Here is a 16458-nt window from a genome sequence, read left to right on the forward strand (position 1 = left end):
TTCCCGCTTATTCTCATGAAGCTGAGAACGCTATTCACCTCATCATTAACTGGGATTGCTTACAGGGAGTAAACCGATCCTCGGGACTCCTCCGCAGCGGCGGCAAGCCCACATGAACTACTTATCCTCAACGTTACGAGATACATACTGCCTCCTCCCCACTAATTTATGGCAAGGACTCCCCAAGGTCTTAGAGGATTACGCTCCTTTAATGGGTGCTGCTCGATTATTATTTGCAATAATTTTGGGTATTAGTTTAGAGAAAGGTTTTAAAGGGGAAGTAATGGTGAGACATTAATGAGATTTTGTCCCAAGTGTGGCACGCTGATGATGCCTGTTAAGGGCAAGAATGGAAAGCAATTGCTGAGGTGCCCTAAATGTGGCTATGAGGAGGAGATAGATGCTAAAGCCAAGTCGGCATATGTTCAGAAGAAAGAGATAGGCGAGGATAAGCATAGAAAGATAGCTGTTGTGGAGGAGGAGAAGGATAACTTAACTGATGAGGAGAAGGAAATGATAGAGGACTACCAGAAGCAATTGCTTGAGAATTTATATGAGGATGAACGTGGCGGAGAAACCGAGGACTAATTGAAATATTTTTAGGTAGATGGGGTTGTTCTTGGAATAATATTTAAGGCGTGCACCTCATGGTGAATTGCAATGAGTAGAATAGCCGTAGTAGATAATGATAGGTGTCAACCCAAGAAATGTACTCAGGAATGCATTAGATTCTGTCCATTAGTTAGAACTGGAAAGAGAGCTATCTATTTCGATGAGAACATCAAGAAGCCCATCATAACTGACCTCTGCACGGCATGCGGCATATGCATAAAGAAGTGCCCCTTCGATGCAATAACGATAATAAATACTCCCGCTGAGCTCGAGGGGGAATGTATTCATCAATATGGGCCAAGCGGCTTTAAGCTGTTTAGGTTGCCCTTGTTAAGGCCTGGAAAGGTTATAGGAATAATAGGCCAGAATGCGTTGGGTAAGACAACAATTGCTAAGATATTGAGCGGAGAGATAAGGCCTAATCTATGCACCGGTAATTCCAGTGAGACCGCGATTATTCAGTACTTTAAAGGAACAGAGATGCAATCATACATGGAGAGGCTTTATGGGAAGGGACTTAAGGTGGTTCATAAAACCCAGTACATAGAGACTATCCCGATGTATGTCAAGGGCAAGGTCAGGGAAGTTCTTGCGAGGATTAAGAGTGATGAATCGGCCCTGAATCAAGTAATGAATAAATTGAATTTGCTTCACTTAGGGGATAGGCTTCTTTCTGAGTTGAGTGGTGGTGAGTTGCAGAGGGTTGCTATAGCTGCGGCTTTGCTTCGTCAAGCGGATGTATACATATTCGACGAATCAACGACTCACTTAGATATAGTGGAGAGGTTCAGGGTTGCCAACGCAATACGGGAATTAGCGGGGGAGGGCCGCTATGTATTGGTAATAGATCATGACCTGGCAATAATGGATTACTTATCGGACCTGGTCGTGATCCTATATGGAAAACCAGGGGCCTACGGTATATCATCACATATCAAGAGCGTTAAGGATGGCATCAACGAGTACCTAAAGGGTTACTTGGTTGATGAGAACATACTGATAAGAAAGGAGCCAGTTAAATTCAACATTAACCCACCATCAAGGAGAATCAAGGAGGACAAGATACTAATAGAGTGGACACGACTCAGGAAGCGGTTAGGGTCATTTGAACTAGACATAATGCCCGGCAAAGCATTTAGGGGAGAAGTCATTGGAATAATTGGACCCAATGGAATAGGCAAAAGCACGTTTGCGAAGATGCTGGCCGGCGAGCTTGATCCAGATGAAGGAACGGTAGTGCCATATGGCAACATAACGATGAGTTACAAGCCGCAGTACGTCAGCGATATAGCGATGAAACTAGGCGACATCACCGTGAATGGCTATATATCTAAGGTGGCGGGCGCCGATTATCAGTCGAACATTCATTGGCCGGATTTAGCCAATGGATTAGCGTTGATTCCATTAATGGATAGGCTTCTTTCTGAGTTGAGTGGTGGTGAGTTGCAGAGGGTTGCTATAGCTGCGGCTTTGCTTCGTCAAGCGGATGTATACGTATTCGACGAACCCATGGCTTACCTTGATGTGGAGCAAAGAATGAGGATAGCTCATGTGCTACTAAAGACAATAACCGAGAAGGAATCATTGGCATTTGTTGTGGAGCATGACATAACCATGATGGATAGGGTAAGCACTGCCGCCATGGTATTTCACGGAGAACCAGGCAAAAGCGGAGCAGCGGAGCCCCCCGCCGATTTAAGGACTAGCATGAATGCCTTCTTGAAGATGCAGGACATGACTTTTAGAAGGGACTCCAGCACCGGCAGGCCTAGATTCAATAAGAAGGGTTCAGTACTAGATAGGACCCAGAGAGATATGGGTGAATATTATTACTTTATTGAGGGAAACCAGCAATGAAGAAACAATAAACTTAGTTCGTTGGGGTCCTCCAGCAATGATTCTCCCCCTTGCCTTGAGGGATGGGATTTATCATTAGCCTATCGAGATTTGATGGTTTATGAATACTGCGGAAAACAATATTTAGATCCTATGCATGGTGGTTGCTTATGCCTACAAGCGATGAATTACTTAGTTACTTGCTGGGCGTAATAGATCAAATGGATAAAGACGAATTAAAAACGACGCTACAAGAAGCAACATCTTGCGTGCTCTGTGCATTATATGGAGTCTCCTCCAATGTAACTCATGAGACGCGACCAATAAATGGCGTAGTTGATTTAGTGAAGGCCCTTAATGATCCCTATGTTAGGAAGGGTCTTGGATTATTAATAAATTTGATTAGGAACCTAGGCAAATGTCTAGATACAGCTGAGAAAATACGAAATGCATCAAATGGTGCATGTCCAGTAGATACCCCATGCTTTGTATTGGCTTATCTTGATAAAAATAATGGGAACGACGGTGGAAAAACTTAAAATAAACATTTTTTGTAAAGTAATTCATGGCTAAGAAAATCCTCGTCTTGGGCGGCGGCGTTGGGGGAGTCGTTGCCGCCAAGAAGTTGGCTGAACGTCTACGGGGAAGGGTCGATGTGGAAATAACCATAATAAATGATACTGATTATTACCTGCTTCCACCGCTCCTAGTCAACATAGCGTTAGGCGACATAGATCCATCCCAGGCCCAGCTTCCGCTCTCCATGTTAGGGAGGCGCGGCGTTAAGTATGTGAAAGCCATCGTGACTAAGGTGGATCCAGAAAATAGGACCGTGGAGACCGATAAGGGCAAGTTCAATTATGATTACTTGATAGCAAGCCTAGGGGTAGAAAATGACTTCAAGACATATAATTTAGGGGTTGGATACCATAATTTCTCGCTTGAGGGAGCATTGAAACTGAAGGAGGCATTGAGGAGCTTCACCGGCGGCAATGTAGTGGTTTTCACGCCGGAGCCGCTGTATAGGTGTGGCGTCTATCCATTTGAGATCATTGGCCAACTAGATACTATCTTCAGGAAGCGTGGCATACGTGACAAGGTTAATTTAACGCTGGTTCACCCATTTGAGAAGCCAATACAACCCCTCGGCCCGGAGGCGGTTAAAATAACCATGGATGTTTTCCAGAAGAAGGGAATAAATTACGTAGGCAATGCAAGGCCCGTGGAGGTCGATGATAAGAACAAGACAGTGGTATTGACGAGCGATAAAGTCAAGTATGACTTATTAATAGTGGTGCCTCCAGCCAGGTTACCCAAGCCATTTGAGGGTACCTCCCTCGTTGTGGATACTCCAATGGGTAAGTGGACGGCTGCAAATGTATATACTGGAAGGAGTCCTAAGTTCGATGATGTTTACTTGCCGGGGGAGCACTCCATGCCAGTCATTGGCCTTCCCACGGCCGGAGTTCCAGTTCACTTCACAGCATTAGCTAGTGCCGATGTCATTGCGGGCGAATTGCTTGGCCAACCCATTGATCCTGCGCAGATAAATGCAATGACGTGCGCAATGGATTACGGCGAGTTGGGATTAATGTTTAATTGCGATATAAAGTTGGACATGAATAACAACAAGGCGCTCTGGATGGGTAGTTGTTATAGCATATTGACATCGCCACTGGGTAAGCTTATAAAGGATGTCTTTTACAAAACTTGGCTAAAGACCACGATGTAGGTGATGATGATGGCAGAAACAACCCAAACCCAGAACATGGATGAGAAGCTCCTCGAAATGATAGGCATGTTAACGGATAACATGGATGAATTAAAGGGATTGCTTGACCAAATAATAGAATTAAAGAAAAGCGGCGCTCTTGATTCGCTAATGCTAATAATAAAGAGATTCGAGGAAATAATTCAGTACTTGTTCCAAGAGCCGGCCCTATTTAGGTTGTTATCGGTTCTCATGGATGGATCCCTCCAAGCAATGAATAAATTGGATGCACAAGATATAATTAATCTCAAGGGCACAATTCAATCGTTAGGAGGATGCATGGGGAAGAGCCTAAACATGGAGACGCTGTCAAACGCGAAGCCCGTTAATGGAGTATTCGGCTTAATGAGTGTGCTAAATGATCCAGATGTTAGAAAAGGCCTCGGCATAGCAATGGAGCTTCTCCGAATAATGGGGCGCTGCTCAAAACAGAAGTAAATGGTGCTTCCCTAAATCGCTCCTCAGATTGGGGAACCCATTTTTTCCCTATATATGTTATCAAACCTAGTGCTGAATATGAATAATGGGTTCCTACTCATGTTATTCTTTAATTCCCTCATGGCTATCGAGTAAAGCAGCCTTAATATTATGGAATCAGCTGACTCAGCTGGTTCCTGAATGTTTATCTTGAATTGCTTAGCCATCCTTAACGCCCAATCAGAGCAATACTGGTGCTCAGGGCACTCGCTCTCGCATAGTGGCTTGCGATCAGTGGGGGTTCTTAGAATGAATTTTCCTTTTCTTGAATCTATGAATGCCCCGTAATTACTCAGCATTTTTATTATGGTGTTCTCATCATCATGCTCTATTAAGTAACCAAGATAGACGAGCGCAGTAGGTATATAGTATATCCTATTAGCTTCCCTGGTCAGATTAAGTTTTTTTGCTTCATTTGCGCTTAATTGCCTTATCCATCCTAGCTCTTCAAGGGACTTAATGTGCCTATGCACGGCGCCCTTTAGCAAGCTAAGCCTAGCGGATACCTCTGTCACTGTAGCCGGTCCATTTGCGAGTATCCTCATTACCTCATACTTAAGGGGGGAATTAATCAATTCATCAAATGCAGATCTGGGCAGGAGCGCCATGGTCTGAATAGGCAAATGATTATTCCCAATCATTCCCTCCAATACTCTAATTGTCATTTTTGATCTCTATTGTTTTTAAGTGGTTAATGCTAGAAAATATAAATCCTACTCCGATATTCACGGGGTAAAATGAGCGGGAATGAATAGGCAATTACCGATCTCGGGCAGGCTTATGGAGATAGATGAGAGGTACCCCCTGGTTGGTTCCTTAGCGTTCGGAATAATAGATAGGGGGACCAACGTAATAGAGGTTAGGCCCACATCTATTTGTTCATTATCATGCATTTTTTGTTCGGTTAATGCTGGGCCTAATTCAAAGGTTAGAGCCATGGAGTACATGGTTAGGCCAAATGCTTTGATTGATGCCGTTAATGAGGTGGCTAAGTATAAGGAGGTTGATGTGGAGGCCCACATAGATGGCATGGGGGATCCTGGTAATTACCCGTTCCTGGTGGACTTAGTCCAGGGAATCAGCGATGTTGCTAAGAGCATTAGCATGCAGACGCGGCTATTCATGTTAAGCGAGAAACGCATAAGGGAATTAGGAGAGGCCGGGTTAACTAGGATTAATCTAAGCATTGATGCCTTACTACCGCCCCTAGCGCGCAGGCTTTCAGGGAGCAGGAATTATGATATTAATGAAGTATTAAGAAAGCTCGGCTACCTCTTGCGCAACACCAAGATACAGGTAATAATTTCGCCCGTATTGCTGCCCGGTTTGAATGAGGGGGAGATGGCTAAGATAGGTTCATTAGTTAAGGCGCTTCGCTTAACTGATAGAGTCAAGTATCCACTATTGATTCAGAAGTACCTTCACCATAAGAGGGGCCGCAACCCGGTTAATGAGGAGTCCTGGGATGATTTTTGGTTCTACTTATCGAGTCTCTCAAAATCAATACAGCTGGACCTAATCCCTGGAAGGGATGCCATGAATATAGTTCCAGCGCGGGAATTGCCGAAGCCGTATAAGGTAGGCGATTTAGTTGATGTTAAAATCGCGATGCCCGGCATATTCAGGAACGAATGCATCGCAGTCCCATTGAAGAGGACTGGATCAAACATATATGATAGGGTAATAACGATTGTTGGCAGGCCCTGTATTCCAAATAAAAGAACGCGGACCCGCATAATTAGGAATAAGGATAACATATATATAGGAATTTGAGGATTTCATGTGGACATTCTTCATCAAGCATCACTTGCCCATAATGCCTGGCCTAGTTAATTTAGATGCGTTTAACACCTCATCGATTTCCTCCTCGCTTAGTCCAGCATCCCGCATCGCTTCCCTAATGCTCTTTCCCCGCATTATTGCCTTGCCGAGTTCCGCTGCCTTATCATATCCCAGTATTGGCGATACTAAAGTAATTAGGGCAGGGCTGCTCTCCGCGTATTTCTTCATGATATCTATGTTGGGCTGTAACCCATTAATCACGAGCTTGGCGAATTTATTTAAGGCCTCGGCAGCTATATTAATTTGGCTCAACACATCGAGGCCTATTAATGGTACTCCCATGGATAGCTCGAACTCGCCCAGCATTGATGCTTGCGACACGGCATTTGCTAATCCAATTAATTGGGAGGACGCGAGAAGAACCGCCTCAGCGGTTACTGGATTGGTTTTTCCCGGCATTATGCTGCTGCCGGCTACCTCGGCTTGAGTGGGTAGATCTATTTCGTTCAGGGCAGTGAATGGGCCGGAGAACATTAGCCTAATATCCTGGCTTAGCCTATACAGATTTATGCCGATTATCTTGATTGCCTCGCTTAACATGGCTATATCGCTCATTAACCGCATTGCCCTGAACTTATTGGCCTCCTTGAAACCTATGCCGGTGCTGGATGATACTTCCTCTATAACTAGCCTCCCAAATTCCGGGTGAGAATTTATACCTGTTCCCACAGCGGTCCCCCCAATCGGTAATTCCTTAACGTCCTCCAGCAAGTACTTAATGGAATTAGCGTTATGGGTGAATGCATCCTCATAAGCGGATAGTTCCTGTCCAAGCGTTACGGGCAATGCATCCCTCAAATGGGTTCTGCCGGCCTTAATCACATTACTGTACTTCTTGGATGCTTCATGAAGGGATGAAATCATAACCTCAAGGGCAGGCTCTAATCGGTTCCTTACTTCCACCACTGTGGCTATACGTATGGCTGTGGGAACCACGTCATTGGATGATTGGCCCATATTCACGTGATCATTTGGATGAATCTTTATACCGCTTAATTCACTGGCCCGCCTAGCGATTACCTCATTTATATTCATGTTTAGTCCAGTGCCTGAGCCTGTTTGAAATACATCAAGGATAACCTCTTCATCGTGCTCCCCATTCATTACCTCCCTGGCCGCATTCATTATAGCCTTAGTCTCCAAATCACCCAGTAATCCCAGCTTGTTATTTGCCTTCGCAGCGGAGTACTTTATCAGCCCCATGCTCCATATCAGCCTAGAGGGAAACCTGGTTCCGGTATTCAGGAAAAGATCACGCGCCTTCTCTGTGTAGCTCATGAATTGAGATAATCCTTATTTCTATAAGCCTTGCGTTATTATTCATTAATTATGGATGTTTTGAGGTTGTGGGCAGTATAGTTGGGATCCGCGTCTTAATACATTTTTGGTTTATCCGTTATGGTTAATATGGGATCATCTCTTTCTTCACCAGTGAATTACCTAGGAGTTATTTATGATGTTGATGGGGTCAAGGGAGCTAGGATGAGGATCTTCATGGATGCCGAGGACGATGTGTGGATAGGTAAATTCGTGGTAATCGATGATGAGTATCCCATCTTATCTAGAGTTGTCTCAATCGATAGGAAGAACTACTTATCGGATGAGAGAATGATAGCTCAATTGGACAGCAAGGAGAGAATGGATGAGTTAAGGAAGTACGGCTTCGATCTAGAGTATATATCAACATCCACCACGGCTTCATTATCGATAATAGGTAAATTCAAGGAGAATAGGCTGCTTCACATAGATAGGCCGCTTAGAACATATAGCTTAGTATATGATGCAGATGATAAATTAATAGAGACGTTGCTGGGCTCTAGCCAAGAATCATCACTTGATGTGGGCNTAATAAAGGGGTCCCACGTTCATGCCAGGCTCGATCCAGATAAATTAGTGACTCATCACTGTGCAATACTGGCATCCACGGGCGCCGGTAAGTCGTGGCTGGCGGGGGTCATATTAGAGGAATTAACCCTCCGTGTTGGGCTTCCCATATTGGTTATTGACCCGCATGGGGAATACTCGGCCATGCAGTATCCAGGGGATCCAAGCAGCCTCAGCAAGGAGGATATTGAGGCAGCTGAGCGAGTATCATCGCTTGTATCGATATACATACCGGGCAAAGTAGATGTTTCCTCAATGGATAAACATTACGCTAAGCGATTCGGCCGTCCTAGGCAATACACTAGGGTTGGCATGAATCCTAGGTCAATGCCGCTGGGGGTTCTGGTCAAGTTACTTAATTATTATTATGGATTAACCGATGCCCAGAGAAGGATACTGGAGGAGGGGTGGGTCTATAGCTCCATATATGATGAGCCTCCCCTGACGCCCATAGATGAATTGATAAATGAGATAGTGGGGTCCGGAAGAAATGCGGCAACCAAGGGCTATGGGGGCGAAATAGCCACATCATCCCTATCAGTTAAGCTGCGGATGCTCTTTGAGAATAGGCCATTCTTCCTAACCCGTTACGGCGACTATTATGGGAGTGAACCCATTAGGCTCCTCGATGTTAAGACCATGCTATCCAGCCCTGGAATAAAGGTNCTGGATCTGAGTTCACTGGATATAATGGATCAACAAGCCCTCGCCGCCGTCGTCCTGGATACCGTTTTCGCNTTGGCAAAGAGAAGACTAGTGCCGCCCACTTTCCTATTAATAGAGGAGGCCCATAATTTCGTGCCGAGCAAGGGCTCATCTATGAGCAAGCAATCCATACTTAGAATAGCTAGGGAAGGCCGCAAATTCGGCATAGGCATGTGCCTCGTCTCGCAGAGACCATCACGCGTGGATCCAGATGCATTGAGCCAATGCATGACTCAAATATTCAAGAGAATAATCAACCCACTTGATTTGAAGTATGTGGAGTTAATAAGTGAATACGTGTCCAGAGAGGAGATAGGGCAACTCCGTGTGCTGAATTCGGATGAGGCTTTGGTGACCGGTTTATCCGTTAAAATACCGTTATTAATAGGAGTTAGGAAGCGCTTGACAGCGCATGGTGGGGAAACACCCTCCATAAGCGAGTCACTCAAGGATTTCTGGGGAGAGGGAAGGACTGATGAGTAAGACCACTGCTGATGCATGATGATGGTACAAAGCGCTGAGCATTGTCAGGCTGTAGCCGCGACTACCTGCTTCTCTAGATTTATTTCTGCTGCCTTATAGTTCCGGGTCCATAGGGACACTATGAACGTCAATCCCATCATTATCATTCCAATCATAAATATCAAGTTAANGGCAGTTGATGATGGGAGAACCGCTATTGGTATTAAGTTGCCGTTGAATAATGTGAAGTATACGGTTTCATATGAGTCCATTATAACCGTTGATATGACTGGACCAATGGAACTTCCCAGGGTCCGTATTAGGGTATTCATTCCTATGCCTATTCCCCTGGAGTCCTCTGGAACCGATACAGCCACCATGTTGACTAGGGGAACTATTATGCATATTAGACCAAGCGATGCAATCACCGTGTCCTCAACCAAGGCTAATGACGATGCTCTATTAATCATCATGAGGTAGAACCCCAAGACGCCAACCAAGGCCCCAGTAATTAGGACCGGTTTAGGCCCGCTTCTCGCCACTATCCTGCCGACAAACGGTCCTACTAATGCCATGGTTAATGCCACGGGGCTCATTAAGAGGCCTGTCTGTATGATGGATAGCCCTAACCCAAATGGCGCAGGCAATTGTGCGTAATACGTTATCGCGATAAATATCAGGAACATTCCCACCCCTGAAATGAGGCCAGCTATGTTGGACACCATTACATTCCGTATCTTGAATAGGCCTAGTTTAATTAATGGTTCCTCTCTATTTCTCTCCACAAACACGAATGCGGTGATCAATGATGCGCCCACGAGGAGCAGCGCCAACTGGGATGCAGTGCTCCATCCATAATTTGGACCCAGCGTTAAGTATATCAGCACAGAGGCAACGCCGCCCCCTATCAGTGATGCCCCTAAGTAATCCACCTTCTCCTTGCTCCGTACATCAGTCTCCTTTAGATACTTCAGCGATATGAAGAAGACCGCCAGGGATAATATGAATGCCGTATGGAATGCGTATTGCCATCCCAAGTCTTGAACTATGTAGGAGCCAATCAGCAAGCCCNGCGCTGGTCCTATTGCCAAAGTACCGCTTAGTATTCCCTGCGNGAACGCTATGCGTTCCCGCGGAAATATATCGGTTATTATGGCTATAGCTATGGGAAAAACGGCATAGCCCAGTCCTTGAATTGCCCTTGCCCCTATTAGGAAACCTATTGNTGGNGAGAAGCCCGCTAGCCCCACGGCCACTATATAGAAGGCCACCGCCACGATATACATCCTCTTCTTGCCATATACATCTGCTAATTTGCCGAAAAGCGGCGAAGCGACGGCGCCCACTATTAGGTAAGCCGATGTGACCCATCCCACTGTCGTTGCGGTAGTTGCGAAGTCATCCTGTATCTTGGGCAGTGCAGGAACAACCATTGTTTCAACGTAATTTATTAGCACTAGCATCAATGCGAGAATAAGTAACGTCCTGACGGCTTCCTGCCCATCCATGGGGTTCCCCTCAATAAATGCCTCTAATAAAAACGTTTCGAAATCGATATTTTTAGCAAACACCCATGTGAGCTACCTCGCCCTTAAGGGGCTTCCCGCTTCCTTGCCCCGCCTTGCCCGTAGCTGTGAACCACGGGTAGTGGGCGGAGCTCCACGGGCGCTGCGGGCGGCTCCCGCCCCGCATGCCTTGCCCATCGTAGGGCGTTGCACGCCTCTCACGCAACTTCAACTGGGCCTTTAACGCCCTCAACGTTCGTCGGTGTATGCTCTAAACCTAAACCCCACGATGGGCATCAGAGGAACAAAAACATCACTAATAAAGTTATTTCCTCCAACTCATCCCCGTCATAAATGGCGAGGTTTTTCACATGTGTATAATCCCATCAAATAATGCATTCCTCATCATGATAAAAGGAAGGATAAGCCCAACCTCGTCTAGGGCGGAGAGGAAACCAATCGTCTCCTTCAGTAAATAAGTGAATCCTCAAGTGTCGGCATCATGGCATGGGGATGCGGAGCATTATTCCATCCTATATGGAAGGGGAAACTATTATTGGATTGCGTATATGGATTGTATGCAACATGTTTTTAAGGAGGATCAAGCATCTAATGGGTTAGTGAGAGAATTATTTCAATTAATTAATGCATTAAAGGACATTGGAAAAAACGTGAGTGACTATGCATCTCCCGACTTGGTGGATATAAATGAGGACAGCGGAATAAGGGTTCTCTGCGATAATATAGAGACATCCACTTTAGACCTAGTGAGGGAAGGAAGAAGCGGATCAAGCGAGAGACTCTGGGGCATTGATAGCCAATCAAGGGTTCTTGGATTAGAGGGCGTTGATGTTCATATTGTGGCCGCCGCTCTAGTTGGGGGGAGGCAAGTATTAGTTCCTGGATTACAGGGAGTTAAGTGGCTAGGCCTTAAGTTCAGGTATATACCTAGCGATACCGATGAGTTGGCAAGGCATTACGGTAATTACATCTATGTTAAATCAAGGCATGTCAATAGATTTTTTGATGGTAGATTCAATGATGAAGCCATTAGGGAAGAGATTAGATCCCACGTTGAGTCCAGCTTATTGGAGGCAGCGCCCTCCAATGCATTTGTTTTATTGGATGGTCCCCTCTTCTCCACATCGGCCGCTTTGGGCATGGATAATGATTACTCCAGGTTGTATTACTCACTAATAGAGGAAAGGGTTAGGGCAATGAATGGGAAAAACGTGATTGGAATAGTGAAGCGGATAAGCCATAGTAAGTACCTAGCTAAGTGCCTTAATTTGGATATAGATGATGAATCGATTGCTCGACGCCAAGCAGATAATATGGGTGGCTCAAGCAATGGGGGTAGAATTGCATATAAGGTGGGGCCGATCACTATAGAAACCACGGATGGTAAGTATAGCAAGACGGCTTGGTACTTAGTGGTTCCCATGGGCAAGTTTCGCCATGTAGTGAGGGTGGAGAGCCTTAACGCCGAATTACTAGATGATAAGATTGGTGTGGTGGCATCCATGATAGACCCAACGGGCACCGCGGTCCCCATCTCGATAGCTGATAGGTTATCGCGTAGGTTAAGCTCTGCGGCCATGCATTTAATCGGGAACTTGTCGCCTCTTAATCCAACGTATGATGGGCTCAGGGAATTGGAGAACTCAATACGTGATATAGGGGTAATTCCATGAGCGACAAGATAGATTGCACGAATTACATAGGGATAATAAGCAGGCAAGTAGCCAGCTCAATAACGGCCGAGGAGGCCACGGCCTACATGGTTACTGGATGCAGTGATGATTTATCAGTTGGGCAATACCTAATCGTGGAGCCCCGTCCTGGGGATTCCGGCCCAAGATTCCTGGCGCGAATCACCGAGGTTCATATAGAGGATGTGTATGCAGTGGCTAGGACTCCGGTGATTTCCATTGATCAAGAGATCGAAATGGAACTAGCTTTCACCCCTAGATTAGTCTCGCTTGAATTAGTGATGGAGTGCAGAGATAATGGTGAAACGATTAATTGCGGGCCCCCAGCACGGCCGGCACCTATTCACGGCATGGTGAGGAAGCCCAAGAATCAAGAAATAACGGGCATGCTTGGCTTGCCTCGCTTAGGATTACTTATAGGACAATTATCTCTTCCCACCGGTGAAGTAATTAATGAGGATGTGAGGCTTCCGCTTGATGCATTAAAGCATCACGTGCTTGTGGTGGGGACAACGGGAAGTGGCAAGACAATGCTCATGAAGAATATTGCCTATGAGTTAAGCAAAAACACGAGCGCCACGGTGCTTGCACTGGACGTGGTGGGTCATTATCATCATCTTGCAATGGGCGTAAGCAATATGAGGATAATTTACCCAGTTATTGGGAGTTTTCTCTCTACCATTGTGAAGAAAGGAGGTAAATCCAGGAGAAGCATAATATGGGCGATTATCCGGCAATACCTTAGGAAGAACTTCGTGGAGATGGGGGTACAAGTCAAGCATGTAAAGGCGCGGGGAATGGGGAGAAAGCATGGAAGTAATGGACCTATTTCGATAAGTAGGATCGATTTCACAGTTACCACGGACAAGGGTAGCTTTAGTGCATCGTTGTTTCCCTGGGCATTAGAGACCAGGACAGTGATTAATCAGATATATAATATAACTGATATATTGACCCAGCAAGCTAGGATCTTCTATGGAGCCGTGTTGAGAGAGATAAGGAGAAGCATGGGTAGTTCCTTGACATTCAAAGGAATATATGAGTACTTAGTCAGCCAGAGCGGAGTTATGGAGAGGAGCAGGGTGCTGTTGAATTACGAGAAATTATCTCAAGAAATAGGGGTTCACGTTAGCACAATGGAGAATATGGTCAGGTCATTCCTTGCATTAAGCGAACTTGGCCTCTTCGATGTATCATTCGGTGGGTATATCATGAAGGAGCCGCGCTATAATGAATTATTGGGGCCCGGCTATGTCGTGGTTGATTTGGCCAACTTATCTCCGCAGCAGCAGAGATTGATAGTTTATAGATTGATGGATAAGGTGTATGGATACATGGGTAGGGAGCATGCGGTAAATAGGGATAGAATAATGGCAATATTATTGGATGAGGCTCATTTATTCTTCCCGCAAGCCCGGAGCGAGGATGAGAAGGCCCTAATGGAGCGTCACTTAACTAGGGTCACGAGGCTCGGTAGAAGCAGAGGTATATCAGTAATATTCGCCACACACATGCCTGAGGACTTAAATAATGCAATAATTCAATTAACTAACACCAAAATGATACTGAGGAGCGATGAGTTTGTGTTGGAGTCATTGAATGTGCCGAGCAAGGAGCGGAGATTCATTTCATTAGCAGGACCTGGATTAATATATGTGAGATCATTCATGTATAGGCAACCGGTTTACATCAAGGCCAGCATCAATAAGTATCACTTTGGGTAGTTATATTAAGCAGGTTCATCACCCACTTCATAAGTGAGTACTCCCCATCCCGGTACTCTGCCAATCCATTCTTGACCAATTCCTCCCAATCCTCCTTGCTTCTCTCCATCTTAAGCAGGGACTCAGATAATTTGATAGGTATGGCTGGGAATATCACTAGTTCCCCGCTTTCCATTAAGTAAGCCACGCGTGCATTGGTCAGCATTGCTATGATAGTTGCGGCAACCACCTCTAGCTTTAGGCCCCCGGTCACGCCAATGACGCTTATGCCTCTCCTCGTAATGATTCGCTTTCCCATTATGTTAAGGAATTTGCCTAGGGCATCGTTGAATGATATTGAGCTAAATATTGGAGTAACCACGATGCCCGTCGCTTTCATATCGGTTCCCCTCATGTTAATGCATTTAGCTAATGCATTCGCCGCTAATATTGATGCTCCAGTATCGGTTGAAAATAAGTCAATATCAATGCTTCGATCCGCCCACCTCTTCACCGCTATGGCGGTGCTCATCTCCGCGCTCATGCGTGGATCGCTGCATACGATATTGCTTATTTCATCCAGGATACGGCCATTCAGGGCTGCTGCCCTTAATCTGGCATCGGCTTCGGGATCTTGGTTAAGCGATTTATTTATTATATCTTTGGTTTCATCTCTGAGCGATTTGCTGTTAATGGCGTTGCGTAGAAGCGATGTTCCAACAATTAGTGCTAGGTATGCTTCATTCACTGACTTCATTATTAGGCTCCATTTTTAAACCTATATTCAATGATGTCGGGTATGCGCCTCGTCTTTTTGGGTAAGGATCTACGTTATGTTTTTAATTGTTTAATTTGTTAAGCAATTATGGCTAATATGAAATACATCAGGATAGGAAGAACGGGAGTTCTAGGATCTGTTTTGGCGCTGGGAGCCATGACGTTCGGGGAAAAGAATGTATGGAAGCTGGGCGGCGTTGATCAGGAATTGGCGAATAAAATGGTTAAGCGATCAATAGATGCCGGGATAAACTTCTTCGATACGGCTGATGTATATGACGAAGGCAGATCAGAGGTGCTCCTTGGACGCGCCTTAACTGGTTATAGGGAGCAAGTCCTAATAGCCACGAAGGTAAGGGGTAGAACTGGGCAAGGCGTTAATGAGACGGGCCTATCCAAGCATCACATAAATATCGCCATTAGAAAGAGCCTCGAGAGGCTTAACACTACTTGGATAGATTTTTACCAATTCCATGGATGGGATGCCTTGGCTCCCCTTGAGGAAGCCGCTCAAGCAATGCAGAGATTAGTGGAGGAGGGGCTAGTCAATTATCCTGGAGTATCTAATTTTGCGGCGTGGCAAATGGCAGTTTTGCAAACAATGGTTGAGGAAAGGGGGTACGCCAGGTATGAGACGGCTCAAATGAATTACTCATTGCTGAATAGGGACATAGAGCATGAGGTTCTCCCATTCCTGGATTACAGTGGAATGACCCTCCTCGTGTGGAGTCCGCTTCATGGAGGCATATTAACGGGCAAGTACACCAATTACGAGAAACCGCAGCCTGGCACTCGAATGGGAAATAGGGGATTCTTCTTCCCGCCCTTTGATCCAGCCCTCGCACAGCAAGTCGTTGAGAAGCTTAAGGATATAGCTAAGCAGCAGGGAGCAACACCTGCCCAAGTCGCCTTGGCTTGGCTATTAACTAAGAAGCTCATTGTTATAATTGGTGCAAGGACTATGGAGCAGCTGGAGGAGAATCTGGGCGCATTAGACGTTAATCTGAAGCCCAGTCAAGTAGATGAATTAAATGAATTGACTAGGCCTAAACCCCAATACCCTGGATGGATGATAGAAAGACAAAACAAGGATAGGCAAGTTCCCATTATAGAATAAACAGCAAACCTCGCCCCTTCTAGGGGCGATGTGTTTCGAGGCTTGGTGTTGGAGG

At 45.6% G+C, this 16458-nt stretch carries 14 protein-coding genes; 10 read left to right on the forward strand and 4 right to left on the reverse strand.

Features of this window, described 5'->3' with window-relative positions:
• The first annotated feature begins 297 nt into the window (after nt 1-297).
• The 5 genes from AT710_01830 to AT710_01850 all read left to right on the forward strand — a co-directional run bounded on the left by AT710_01830 (nt 298) and on the right by AT710_01850 (nt 4657).
• Nucleotides 298-588 (forward strand): hypothetical protein, encoded by a 291-nt coding sequence (locus AT710_01830; GenBank protein KUO92840.1) that lies wholly within the window; start codon nt 298-300, stop codon nt 586-588.
• A gap of 72 nt (nt 589-660) precedes the next feature.
• Nucleotides 661-2469, forward strand: coding sequence for an ATPase (locus AT710_01835; GenBank protein ID KUO92841.1), 1809 nt, complete (start codon nt 661-663; stop codon nt 2467-2469).
• A 149-nt stretch (nt 2470-2618) separates the two neighbouring features.
• A complete protein-coding gene (locus AT710_01840) occupies nt 2619-2987 on the forward strand; it encodes a hypothetical protein (GenBank protein KUO92842.1) in 369 nt (122 codons plus the stop codon).
• A gap of 26 nt (nt 2988-3013) precedes the next feature.
• A complete protein-coding gene (locus AT710_01845) occupies nt 3014-4180 on the forward strand; it encodes a pyridine nucleotide-disulfide oxidoreductase (protein ID KUO92843.1) in 1167 nt (388 codons plus the stop codon).
• 9 nt (nt 4181-4189) lie between these two features.
• Nucleotides 4190-4657 carry a hypothetical protein gene (locus AT710_01850; GenBank protein ID KUO92868.1) on the forward strand — a complete coding sequence of 156 codons (468 nt, stop codon included), beginning with the start codon at nt 4190-4192 and terminating at the stop codon, nt 4655-4657.
• Nucleotides 4658-4680: 23 nt separating this feature from the next.
• Here the strand turns inward: AT710_01850 and AT710_01855 are convergent, their stop codons facing one another.
• Nucleotides 4681-5361, reverse strand: a complete 681-nt coding sequence (locus AT710_01855) for a hypothetical protein (protein ID KUO92844.1) — start codon at nt 5359-5361, stop codon at nt 4681-4683.
• A gap of 82 nt (nt 5362-5443) precedes the next feature.
• Here AT710_01855 and AT710_01860 point away from each other — a divergent pair, with 82 nt between their 5' ends.
• Nucleotides 5444-6469, forward strand: coding sequence for a hypothetical protein (locus tag AT710_01860; protein KUO92845.1), 1026 nt, complete (start codon nt 5444-5446; stop codon nt 6467-6469).
• Nucleotides 6470-6499: 30 nt separating this feature from the next.
• Here the strand turns inward: AT710_01860 and AT710_01865 are convergent, their stop codons facing one another.
• Complete coding sequence (locus AT710_01865; protein KUO92846.1) at nt 6500-7816, reverse strand: fumarate hydratase; 1317 nt, start codon at nt 7814-7816, stop codon at nt 6500-6502.
• 204 nt (nt 7817-8020) lie between these two features.
• Here AT710_01865 and AT710_01870 point away from each other — a divergent pair, with 204 nt between their 5' ends.
• Nucleotides 8021-9610, forward strand: a complete 1590-nt coding sequence (locus AT710_01870) for a hypothetical protein (protein KUO92869.1) — start codon at nt 8021-8023, stop codon at nt 9608-9610.
• Nucleotides 9611-9654: 44 nt separating this feature from the next.
• Here the strand turns inward: AT710_01870 and AT710_01875 are convergent, their stop codons facing one another.
• Nucleotides 9655-11097 carry an MFS transporter gene (locus AT710_01875; protein ID KUO92847.1) on the reverse strand — a complete coding sequence of 481 codons (1443 nt, stop codon included), beginning with the start codon at nt 11095-11097 and terminating at the stop codon, nt 9655-9657.
• 488 nt (nt 11098-11585) lie between these two features.
• Here AT710_01875 and AT710_01880 point away from each other — a divergent pair, with 488 nt between their 5' ends.
• Together AT710_01880 and AT710_01885 are read left to right on the forward strand one after the other, a co-directional pair.
• Nucleotides 11586-12788 carry a hypothetical protein gene (locus AT710_01880; protein ID KUO92848.1) on the forward strand — a complete coding sequence of 401 codons (1203 nt, stop codon included), beginning with the start codon at nt 11586-11588 and terminating at the stop codon, nt 12786-12788.
• On the forward strand, nt 12785-14530 hold the full coding sequence (locus AT710_01885) for a hypothetical protein (protein ID KUO92849.1): 1746 nt from the start codon (nt 12785-12787) through the stop codon (nt 14528-14530). The genes AT710_01880 and AT710_01885 overlap by 4 nt, the downstream gene beginning before the upstream one ends.
• Here the strand turns inward: AT710_01885 and AT710_01890 are convergent.
• A complete protein-coding gene (locus AT710_01890; GenBank protein KUO92850.1) occupies nt 14508-15257 on the reverse strand; it encodes a hypothetical protein in 750 nt (249 codons plus the stop codon). The two genes, AT710_01885 and AT710_01890, sit on opposite strands and share 23 nt — an antisense overlap.
• Nucleotides 15258-15383: 126 nt before the next feature.
• Here AT710_01890 and AT710_01895 point away from each other — a divergent pair, with 126 nt between their 5' ends.
• Nucleotides 15384-16403 (forward strand): oxidoreductase, encoded by a 1020-nt coding sequence (locus AT710_01895; protein KUO92870.1) that lies wholly within the window; start codon nt 15384-15386, stop codon nt 16401-16403.
• The last annotated feature ends 55 nt before the right edge of the window (nt 16404-16458 follow it).

The sequence above is a fragment of the Thermocladium sp. ECH_B genome (assembly GCA_001516585.1).
In the GTDB taxonomy this organism is placed as follows: Archaea; Thermoproteota; Thermoprotei; order Thermoproteales; family Thermocladiaceae; genus Thermocladium.

Bases quoted from the DNA above. Each gene is read 5' to 3' on its own strand.
- AT710_01830 (KUO92840.1), top strand. From the start codon at position 298: ATGAGATTTTGTCCCAAGTGTGGCACGCTGATGATGCCTGTTAAGGGC.
- AT710_01835 (KUO92841.1), top strand. From the start codon at position 661: ATGAGTAGAATAGCCGTAGTAGATAATGATAGGTGTCAACCCAAGAAA.
- AT710_01840 (KUO92842.1), top strand. From the start codon at position 2,619: ATGCCTACAAGCGATGAATTACTTAGTTACTTGCTGGGCGTAATAGAT.
- AT710_01845 (KUO92843.1), top strand. From the start codon at position 3,014: ATGGCTAAGAAAATCCTCGTCTTGGGCGGCGGCGTTGGGGGAGTCGTT.
- AT710_01850 (KUO92868.1), top strand. From the start codon at position 4,190: ATGGCAGAAACAACCCAAACCCAGAACATGGATGAGAAGCTCCTCGAA.
- AT710_01855 (KUO92844.1), bottom strand. From the start codon at position 5,361: ATGACAATTAGAGTATTGGAGGGAATGATTGGGAATAATCATTTGCCT.
- AT710_01860 (KUO92845.1), top strand. From the start codon at position 5,444: ATGAATAGGCAATTACCGATCTCGGGCAGGCTTATGGAGATAGATGAG.
- AT710_01865 (KUO92846.1), bottom strand. From the start codon at position 7,816: ATGAGCTACACAGAGAAGGCGCGTGATCTTTTCCTGAATACCGGAACC.
- AT710_01885 (KUO92849.1), top strand. From the start codon at position 12,785: ATGAGCGACAAGATAGATTGCACGAATTACATAGGGATAATAAGCAGG.
- AT710_01895 (KUO92870.1), top strand. From the start codon at position 15,384: ATGAAATACATCAGGATAGGAAGAACGGGAGTTCTAGGATCTGTTTTG.